The organism is Pseudomonas sp. NBRC 111127 (genome assembly GCF_001320345.1).
In the GTDB taxonomy this organism is placed as follows: Bacteria; Pseudomonadota; Gammaproteobacteria; order Pseudomonadales; family Pseudomonadaceae; genus Aquipseudomonas; species Aquipseudomonas juntendi.
This window is the reverse complement of sequence record NZ_BCBD01000072.1, coordinates 20,665-27,201: the sequence shown is the minus strand read 5'-3', so window position 1 is coordinate 27,201 and position 6,537 is coordinate 20,665. Positions and strand designations below refer to the sequence as shown.

Below are 6,537 nucleotides of genomic sequence, written 5' to 3'. Positions count from 1 at the left end.
AGGGGACGAAAGAGCAGGTGTTGGATACAAAAGCGACCAATGCGCCCAACCCCTACCTCATCATCAGTGATGAGCTGGCGTACTACTTCGCGGCCGGGATCGCTGTAATGTTCGCACAAGCTCGAAGTCTGGGCTTCATGATGGTTGCGGCAGTTCAGGACATGCAAGGTCTGAAACGTGGCGAGGCAGCTGACGAAGCCGCCTCGATGCTGGCCAACACCAAGGTTAAGTGGGTGCTCGCACTGGAAGACCCCGAGGACACCTATGACTTCATCCGCAAGGCTGGTGGTGAAGGGTATTACAGTGTCCTGGGTGGGTATGACGAAAGCTCCGGTGCCATGCAATCCTCCTTCCGCGCCCAAGCGGGAGCCAATATTGAAAAGCGCAACAAGATCGAGCTGCCTGACTTGAAAAAGCTCCAAGCGGGCGAAGGCATGGTCATCTTCAAAGATAGCGTCGTGCCGAGTTCTAGTTTCTACATCCCGGATGAGCACAAAAAAACTAGCAAACTATCTGCCCGAATTAACCGGTTCCTTCAAATTGAACGTCCGGAATATTCGAGACTGCCTCACAGCGCAGAGAAGATCAGCACCACTGATCACCATTCGGTTGACTATATTACGGCTCAGCTGCGCAGAGTCGAATCAGCTTACTATCCGAAACTTGATGATCCTATCCTTGATGAAGTCGTGGCCACTGCGACGCACTTGGATGGAATTACCCGATTTGAAGTAACCCCAGAGCAGCGCGGCATCGTATTGTTCCAAGCGGCCCGCAAAGCTGTGCACGCTGCCGAAGCTCAAGGTTTGACTGGGTATTACCATCAGGTACGTGAAGAAGACGAATTTGAGGAGTTGCTTGGTGACGAAGCGGATGATTTAGACATCCCCGAAGAAGCCTTCGACGACTAAGGAGAATATATGTCCACAGCTATCAAATTGGGGAATGACTACTGGAAACTCAAAAAAGACAATGTTGAGTTACCCGTCGTGTGGTCTGAGGATCGCGTATCTAATCATCATGTCGGCGTGGCTGGTACTTCTGGTGCTGGTAAAACGCACTGGATCCGCGAATTCGTGACCAACATGAATGAAGATGTTGAAATTGATATCTTCGATTATCACGGCGACATCGAGATCCCTGGTGCTGAGACGGTGATGTTCAGCGAGTCGTCGCGCTTTGGATTCAACCCGCTCATTCTGAATACTGACCCACATTATGGCGGTGTCCGTCGGGCAGTGAACGACGTTATCGAGTCAATCAACTCGACATCCAGAAAGCTCGGAGGCAACCAGGAAGGCGTGCTTCGCCACCTCCTCACAGACGCCTATACTGCTCGGGGAATCTTGCCTGGCGAGCCGCGCACCTGGGTGCGTCGAGAAGCGACTGAGGATGAAATTCGCCACATCATTCAGACCAAGCAGTGGAATGAGCTTCGTGGAGTCTATCCCACCCTTCCTGATGTGATTCGACTCGCGAAGCGAAAATTGCGATCACTCTGGATGGGCGTCGACGACAGTGGCGATGGGAAGAAAGCCTTGAGTTGCTTTGAGGAGTACTGCCGGTGTATGTCGGCAGTGAATAAACGCCGCACGGAGCTCGCAAAGGCAAAAGCACGCGGCGATGATTCCGATATGGAGGCGCAGCAAAAGCGACTCAATGCAGCGAAGGACAAAGCGGAGGAGGCTCACAAGACGTTTCTGAATAATATTGAAACCGGGCATGAGTTTGAGGATGCCATCAAGTATCACAGTAAAGACGTTGTGTTGAGCGTGATTACACGCTTGGAAAATCTGCATGCAACCGGTGTATTCAATCCCAATCCTCCTCCCTTTGGTAATGCGAGGGTTCGTCGCTACAACTTGAAACCCTTGGCTCAATCAGAAGACGAACTTAAAATGTTCGTTCGCTTTCGCCTCCGATCAATCATTCGCGAGATGATGCAGCGGGGTGAGTCAGGGGGGAAACTTCGTCGTTTAGTAGTTCTCGATGAATCAAAAAAATTCAACGATGAAGATGTCAGTAACCCCATAAACATCATCGTTACTGAAATGCGAAAATTCGGTTTGTCGATCCTCCTTGCTGGACAGTCCCCGGCTCATTTCAGCTCAGACTTCATCAAAAATGCCGGCACCTTGCTGCTTTTGAACTTGGCTACTGCAGATTGGGATGAGGCCGCTCGCAAGCTCAAAATCGATGTAAAAGATCTCAAGTACCTTCGCCCCCAAACCAGCGGGGCAGTCCGTATGCTTGAGAAAGGACAAATCGCGCAGTTCAAGCAAATTCATTTCTAAACTGCCGCCGCCGGCTTGCAGACGCTGACCCTAACCGGTCAGTTGTTGCGCATTGAGGTGACGCCACAGCTCGGCCTCTATGTACTCAGCGTAGCGTTCTGCAAGCTCAGCGCAGCCATTGCGTCCAAGATCCACGGATGTGCCATCCGTATCGAACGCTTGACCAGATACCACCCTGAACTCAAGTTCGTGGTATCCCTCGGCATCCCAATCACTTGACCAGGCACCAGGTTGAGGTTCTGCTGTAACCAGGTTTGTGATCTCGCACTGGATCACGCAGGCCTCGGCCTCGATATCCACCTGATACAAACCCACCTCCCAGGACGCCTCAAAACGTCCGCTCATACCGGCTCGCTGTCGCTCTCCAGGCTTATAGCGTCGGCCGGCTTGTCATCGCGGAGCCCGACGAACACCGCGTGCCTGACCTTTCCGGCAGGGGTAATCTCAGCGAACTTCACTTCACACACCTGGTGCGGGGCTAGCCAAACAACCCCTGCGCTTTTCATTCGAGGTGGGTCGGCAAGAGAGGGGCGATCCTGCACAAGCGGTGCGAGAGCAACCCGCAGAGCCTCCAGAGTGCGCCCGCTGAAGCCAGAACGAACTTTCCCTGCGTAGACCAGCTGGCCATCGTCGTCATGCAGTCCCAGCAATAGCGATCCAATGCCACCTGCAGCGCGTGTGTAACCGGCTATGACGAATTCTTGTCGACTGCCGCACTTAAGCTTCACCCAGGCGCCGTCCCGGGTGCTGCTGTAGCGGCTACCGTCTCGCTTGCCTACGATGCCTTCAAGGTTCATCCGGCAGGCATTGGCAAGCAGTTGCAAAGGGTCTGCATCCAAGGCTGCAGAGAAGCGGACCCGCTGCAGCGGACAATGCTCGAGCAGCGCCTCGAGGACTTGCCGCCTTAGCTCAACGGCTTCACCCCGAAGATCCGCACCATTGAGGTACAGCAAGTCGAAGGCCACGTAGACCAGGTCATCGGTCGCTCGAGTGGCGAACGCAGACTGCAAGGCTTGGAAGGCCGGTCGACCGTCGTCCTCCTGGATCACGACCTCGCCATCAAGCCAGGCTGAATGTACAGCCAGACGGCGGAGGTCTTTGGCAAGCAGTGGCATGCGATCGGCCCAGTCAAAACCGTTCTTGGTAAAAAGCTGCACCTGGCCACCATCGATCCGGGTCATCAGACGATACCCGTCGTACTTGATCTCATACCTCCATTCTCCTTCCGGGGGCCGAGTCGTCAGCGTGACCAGGTGCGGAGCGATCCATGCCGGATTCGGTACCTTGGGTGGTTGCATGTTCTGCCACCTCACTTTCGGGGACATCCCTTCAGGGTGGAGTGCTGGACTGTCAGAAAGATCACCGCGTCCGCCCAAAGGCCTGTATGAATTCTTTGTTGAAGGACTGGTAACATGTTCCTTTTGCCGCACAACTGGCTCGGGCATTTGCTGATCAGATGCGCAGGCGGCATAGAGCAAGTGTTGGAGCATTGAATGGATGCAAGCGCGCCGAAGGTCGTGAATCCGGCTGCGATCGGGAAACCCCGTGACTATGACCACCTGCTGGGCACCATGAAGGATCTTCACCTCTCCCTTCAGGTGGGCACTTCGAGGCATGCCATCAAACGCCGGCGTGAAGCGTACGGGCTGCCGGCCTACACCGTTGCCCAGGCTATTGCCCCTTATACGCATCTTCTGGGCGTGATTTCCGATCGCTCTGTTGCTACTCGATGCGGTGTATCGTCCCACATGGTGAAAAACTACCGGGAGTCGCAAGGAATCTTGCCGGTGTTCAGGCCTAAGCCGCGGGAGCAGAGGTTACCCATTGGACACCCTCTGAGGCCCTACAAGCCACTATTCGGCTTCGTTAGCGACCAGGACATCGCTCGAGTGTCTGGTGTGCACCTAGACGCCGTGCAGCAAGCGAGAGAGTCTTTGGGGTTTGCACCTGTTGCGCCGCTGCTGCAGCCCAGTGAGGTCGCCCCTCTGCAGGACAGCCATGGCCCCTTGCTGGGCTACGAATCCCTTCTGCACTGCATGTCGATCGCTAAGATCAGCCGCATCGTGGGTGTGCCCTACAGCGTCGTTGAGAAGCGTCGGGATTTTCTTGGTGTGAAGCCTTACGAGCGGGTCTCCCGAGCAGCGAGGTATGACCACCTCCTCGGTGTTATTCCCCACACGTTATTGGCCAAACTTGCTGGGGTATCAGCCTCACGAGTTCAGGATCTCTATAGGGCAAAGAAGCTTGCTACCTGACTCTGCGCCGGCACTCCAGTGCCACCCCCTAGAGGCGCTGCAGCCCGCGCTTGGTGTTGGCAGTGACACCAGGCTGGAGAAGGTTACGATTTCAAACGCCAAGCGTTTCCCTGCGCGTCTCGGCCATTGAGCCAATCAGCAAGTTAAGAGCAGAAGCTTCCTCGGTACTTACCAGCGTGGGGTGAAGCTCGCGCACACTGTCATACAGCGCTGAGCGCTGCTCAATCACCGCCATATAGTCGGGTGCCTGGCCAAGCGCCGCGATAGCCTGATGCAGCTTGACAAGTTCCGCCAGGCGAGAGCGCTCAAAACTGTCAGGCGCAGCGGGATGATTATTGGATTGCATACGGATTCCTGTGAGGTATTGAGGGCGACGATAGGCCATGATGGATGGGTCAGCCCGCGCAAGGCGGGCTAAAGGCTCACATATCGTCGATGAGTATCTTCACACATTCAATGTCTGGCTGCTGCAGGCGGTGGTAACGCACAAAGTGAAAGCTCCCGTCTTCTTCATCGAGCTGGGCCAATTCGTCCTCGTTGAAAGACCAGCGTTGGCCACAATGTTCGAATTCCTGCCAACCATCATTGCCGGACTGACTGGTTGTCTGGTTAGTCATGCTCCCTCTCCTCTGTCTCGTTAAGACTTGCAGCTAGTGTGTGCAATCAACCAGCCATGTGGAGCCTGAGAATCAGCAGGTGCCTGCACCAAGTCGTAGGTGCACACATGCCCCCCCGGCGCGGTCGCCACCACTGTCGCTGCCAGCGCTGATTGCTGCAGGACTTGAATGTCCACAGCTTCCTCCGCAACGTCATAGAACTGGGCGGTGATGTTCGCTGCAACGGGGGCTGGGCCCTGCTCCTCGGCTGGGGCTGCCACGCCGACTGTTGCTACTAGCAACAGGCCTAACCCCGTACTTCCCGCGATTGCTCGTTTCATACCGCTCTCCTTCCGTGAGTGTTGATGCCAATTGGTTCTAGGGATTTGTCATTTCTGGCTGACAAGCCATGCGACAGGGTCTATTATAAATACGTACGTACGTATGCGCAATGTTTAACGGGGCGGCTACCCCATCTCTAGGAGCAAGAAATGGAACTCAAAATCTCGTGCAGGAATGTTTCTCAAGGCCTGGCTGAGTTGAAGCCTGGTGAATCCCTGGTTGTGCCCTGTAATGGCAAAACTATCCAGTCCACTCAGTCAAGCATCGGGTCAATGCTTGCCCGCCGTCAGCTGGACACCGCTATGTTCAGCCAGAACAAAGCCCTGATAGTGCGGGATGAGCGTTCCCTTCCCATTCCAGTGATCATCGTTACTCGGCGTGCGGCAGAAATTGCCGGCGCAGCGTGAGGGGACAATCATGAATACTCATCGCTGCGTTCTTCTGCAGGGCGTTCAGGACATCAAGCAGGCGTACTCCCATCTGCTTCAGGCCCGCACAGATCAGGCTTGCCAATCAAGTGCGTTGATCATGGTCGACGGGGTGATCTGTGCAGTCCCGGTCGGACAAGGCCACATCGACATCGATCGAGCGGAGCCAGTGCAAGCCAGGGGCACGACCGTCTGCCACAGCTCGGCCTGCCCCTTCATCATCCTTTAATTGGAAGGCGCCCCAGGAGGCGCCTTATACCTTGCCATCGGGTGCCGATTCAGAACGACCATACCCAATGGGTGGACGTTAAATTCTAGGTAACTCGACTCGTAATCAGCTTTGGTAGCACCGTCGAAAACCGAATCAGCCAACCAAGCCGCCATCGCGGCTTGAATGGCATGCCGGTTGATCGCCTGCTCATCGTTCTCTTCGATAGCTTTCACCATCTCGCCGGCCCAGAATGGCACAGCGCTCTGCGCGAAGGCCTTGCCCTTTTCTTGAATCATTGCGCGTTTTGACTCTGCGACAGCTACCAACCCGTTCAGGTCGATTTCAGTCTGGAAAAGAGCTGTTTCCTGTTGTTCGGTGTTGAAAAACTTGAATTGAAGAATCACACGCTTG

General features: G+C 55.1%; 10 protein-coding genes. 5 read left to right on the top strand and 5 right to left on the bottom strand.

All coding sequences use genetic code 11. The features are described 5' to 3' along the window. The coding region (locus APH30_RS14790; protein ID WP_156326483.1) for a TraM recognition domain-containing protein at positions 1–911 on the top strand (911 nt) is incomplete at its 5' end. Positions 912–920: 9 nt separating this feature from the next. Beyond that, complete coding sequence (locus tag APH30_RS14785) at positions 921–2,294, top strand: hypothetical protein (RefSeq protein ID WP_054912974.1); 1,374 nt, start codon at positions 921–923, stop codon at positions 2,292–2,294. Between the two features lie 30 nt (positions 2,295–2,324). On the opposite strand, the gene APH30_RS14780 is transcribed toward APH30_RS14785, so the two are convergent. Both APH30_RS14780 and ligD read right to left on the bottom strand, forming a co-directional pair. Next, the gene (locus APH30_RS14780) at positions 2,325–2,639 is read right to left on the bottom strand and encodes a hypothetical protein (RefSeq protein WP_054912973.1); all 315 of its coding nucleotides are present in this window, start codon (positions 2,637–2,639) and stop codon (positions 2,325–2,327) included. Further along, positions 2,636–3,592 carry a non-homologous end-joining DNA ligase gene (gene ligD, locus APH30_RS27975; protein WP_172689556.1) on the bottom strand — a complete coding sequence of 319 codons (957 nt, stop codon included), beginning with the start codon at positions 3,590–3,592 and terminating at the stop codon, positions 2,636–2,638. The genes APH30_RS14780 and ligD overlap by 4 nt, the downstream gene beginning before the upstream one ends. Positions 3,593–3,787: 195 nt before the next feature. On the opposite strand from ligD, the gene APH30_RS14770 reads away from it, so the two are divergent. Then, entirely contained in the window at positions 3,788–4,549 is a 762-nt protein-coding gene (locus APH30_RS14770; protein ID WP_256222036.1) for a hypothetical protein, read from the top strand. 91 nt (positions 4,550–4,640) lie between these two features. On the opposite strand, the gene APH30_RS14765 is transcribed toward APH30_RS14770, so the two are convergent. Beyond that, positions 4,641–4,895 carry a hypothetical protein gene (locus tag APH30_RS14765; protein WP_054912971.1) on the bottom strand — a complete coding sequence of 85 codons (255 nt, stop codon included), beginning with the start codon at positions 4,893–4,895 and terminating at the stop codon, positions 4,641–4,643. A 76-nt stretch (positions 4,896–4,971) separates the two neighbouring features. Beyond that, positions 4,972–5,166, bottom strand: coding sequence for a hypothetical protein (locus APH30_RS14760; protein WP_054912970.1), 195 nt, complete (start codon positions 5,164–5,166; stop codon positions 4,972–4,974). A 470-nt stretch (positions 5,167–5,636) separates the two neighbouring features. Here APH30_RS14760 and APH30_RS14750 point away from each other — a divergent pair, with 470 nt between their 5' ends. Both APH30_RS14750 and APH30_RS14745 read left to right on the top strand, forming a co-directional pair. Continuing rightward, entirely contained in the window at positions 5,637–5,894 is a 258-nt protein-coding gene (locus APH30_RS14750) for a hypothetical protein (protein ID WP_054912968.1), read from the top strand. A gap of 10 nt (positions 5,895–5,904) precedes the next feature. Continuing rightward, positions 5,905–6,144, top strand: a complete 240-nt coding sequence (locus APH30_RS14745) for a hypothetical protein (protein ID WP_054912967.1) — start codon at positions 5,905–5,907, stop codon at positions 6,142–6,144. Here APH30_RS14745 and APH30_RS14740 read toward each other — a convergent pair. Further along, on the bottom strand, positions 6,141–6,530 hold the full coding sequence (locus APH30_RS14740; RefSeq protein ID WP_054912966.1) for a hypothetical protein: 390 nt from the start codon (positions 6,528–6,530) through the stop codon (positions 6,141–6,143). The genes APH30_RS14745 and APH30_RS14740 overlap by 4 nt on opposite strands. Positions 6,531–6,537 lie beyond the last annotated feature (7 nt).

Excerpts from the sequence above, each read along its gene's own strand:
- APH30_RS14760 (WP_054912970.1), bottom strand. The coding sequence starts at position 5,166 with ATGACTAACCAGACAACCAGTCAGTCCGGCAATGATGGTTGGCAGGAA.
- APH30_RS14765 (WP_054912971.1), bottom strand. The coding sequence starts at position 4,895 with ATGCAATCCAATAATCATCCCGCTGCGCCTGACAGTTTTGAGCGCTCT.
- APH30_RS14745 (WP_054912967.1), top strand. The coding sequence starts at position 5,905 with ATGAATACTCATCGCTGCGTTCTTCTGCAGGGCGTTCAGGACATCAAG.
- APH30_RS14750 (WP_054912968.1), top strand. The coding sequence starts at position 5,637 with ATGGAACTCAAAATCTCGTGCAGGAATGTTTCTCAAGGCCTGGCTGAG.
- ligD (WP_172689556.1), bottom strand. The coding sequence starts at position 3,592 with ATGCAACCACCCAAGGTACCGAATCCGGCATGGATCGCTCCGCACCTG.
- APH30_RS14770 (WP_256222036.1), top strand. The coding sequence starts at position 3,788 with ATGGATGCAAGCGCGCCGAAGGTCGTGAATCCGGCTGCGATCGGGAAA.
- APH30_RS14785 (WP_054912974.1), top strand. The coding sequence starts at position 921 with ATGTCCACAGCTATCAAATTGGGGAATGACTACTGGAAACTCAAAAAA.
- APH30_RS14780 (WP_054912973.1), bottom strand. The coding sequence starts at position 2,639 with ATGAGCGGACGTTTTGAGGCGTCCTGGGAGGTGGGTTTGTATCAGGTG.